This window comes from Streptomyces sp. NPDC054841 (assembly GCF_053611045.1).
In genome coordinates this window covers 1-2,051 of sequence record NZ_JBSGZO010000815.1, presented here as the reverse complement: position 1 = coordinate 2,051, position 2,051 = coordinate 1, and the positions used below count along the sequence as shown (strand labels likewise).

Genomic DNA, 2,051 nt, shown 5'->3' with positions numbered 1-2,051 from the left:
CAGCTCGACGTAGGGAATGACGGAACGCTCGGGACGAACAACGCGCGGGGAACCTTCCGCTCGGTCTCGCAGCAGGAACTGACCACCGCGGTGGCGGCTGCCATGCCGAAGCCGCGCAACGGCGAACAGCCTGCCCAGCCAGAGGTCTACCTGCTGGTCGCGGCCCCGGATGACCTGACCGCCTATCGCTGGCTGGCCGACGCCGCCGACCGGCTTGGCCGGGACCTTCCGGCCGTTGTGCACGCGCCGCGTCCCGGCCTGACCACCACAGCTCAGAAGATCGGCGACGGGCACCTGCCTGTTGTCCTGCGACGCGGGCAGGCGGTTGCCGAGTGGAACCACTTCGGTGCGCTACCGCCTGGCGCTCTGTTCGCCACCGCCCCCGATGGCACGACAGCGGTGTTCCGGATTCCCGCAGCCTGGCCGAAGAGCGTCCCCGACGCTCCCGACGGGCTGTCGCGGCGAATGGCCGCACTGGGTCGCGTCAAACCGGCCGTTCTGGAAAGCGCCGTCGCCCAGTCCGTACCACCCGGCGTCTTCCGGGTGTTCGTCAACGTGGCCGAGGGCCGGCCGCTCGCGGAGGTCATCACCTCGAACGGCAGCACCACTGAGGTCACCGCATCGCCATCCGCCTTCCGTAACTGGCTGCGCACCTCCACCGACTGGGACGGGGCCTCAGCCGTACAGATCGTGCCGACCGAGGGCAGCTGGGCCAACGGTGAACTCAAGAAATGGAGTGACGAGACGTCCCCGCTGCTGAGCACCTCCGTCGCATACCCAAAGGCGAACGGGCTTCTCAGAGAGGACTCCGGCACCCGCGACATCCGGCACGCCATCATGATCGACTCGGACATGACGGGCACCGCCTGGGGGGTGTCGACGCCGCTGGGCACCGACAACGGGCCGGTACTCGGATCGCACCCGAGCGGCCTGCTATGGACCTTCGGCACCGAGTACTGGTTCCGCTACGAACGTGGCGTCAGCACCCGTCGGCTTGAGGAACTGCCCGACGCACACGGCTGGCTGCTGCGCCACCACCACCTGCGGCTCGCCAGGACGGAGATGGTCTCCGTCGAGATCGACCCCAGGGCCGACGCCGGCCGCATCTGGCGGGTCTACCGGCTGCCCGAGCGTACCCTCCGCCGGCTCACCACAGTCGAGTTCGCCGAGTGGCTGGCCGGGACGGGCATCACCACGCGGGCCAAGGAAGCGGTGCTACTGATCGAGGGCCGGACAGCAGCCTACGAGCGGCAGCTCGACCGAGAGCTTTCGGTCCTCGCGCAGAAGAGCACACTGATCCTGCACACCGCGCCGTTCGACGCGTTGGTCCGCTGGGCCGCCCTCCCCGGCGCACCCGCCCTTGTCCGCACCCGGATCTCGGCCATCGGCGCTCCGGCCCTTACATGGCGGACCGTCCTGCCGGACCCGGGCGCGAAGTCGATGCTGGCGACCGGCGAGGACGGCATCCTGTGGTACCCGGACAGCATGCTGGTCACCATTGAGGACCGTCTCGTGGCCGGCTACGTCGATTTCGTCGATGCGTCCCACACCCTGCTGCAGCAGTTCGCCACCACCGCCCGTAACCGTGGCGTGCTGGCGCTGAGAAGCAGATACGGCGTTCTCGGCGTCGATCAGAGCAACGGCGGTTACAGGGCCCTCGACACCACGCTCTCCAGCATGCTGATGGCATGGCTGAAACTCCCGAAGGGCCACTCGCTCGACTTCGTCATCGATGCTCCGGAAGACCCGGAGCTGTACGCCGCGATGAAGGAAACCGTCCTTCAACTCGCCACTCAGGTGCACCGCCGGGCCTTCATACCCGACCGAGGCCAGACGGCGAGCCTGAAGTTCGGCCAGGTCGGCGACGCGTACTGGGACCTGCAGAGCGAAGAAGAGATCCAGGCAACCGGCCTCGAGCTGTACTCCGAGGCAGCCGACGGCCCCGGCGGCTGGACCCAGCTCGGCGAGGACCCCGATGCCACCACCATGGCTTGGATCGACAGGGGCTTCCTTCGCCACGTGACGCCGAATCCGGTCGTCACACGCAACGC

General features: G+C 68.3%; 1 protein-coding gene. It reads left to right on the top strand.

Translation table 11 applies throughout. The annotated features are described in order from the left end of the window. Window positions 1-2,051: hypothetical protein (locus ACWGI8_RS43510; protein WP_453669062.1), on the top strand; the 2,051-nt coding region annotated here is incomplete at both ends.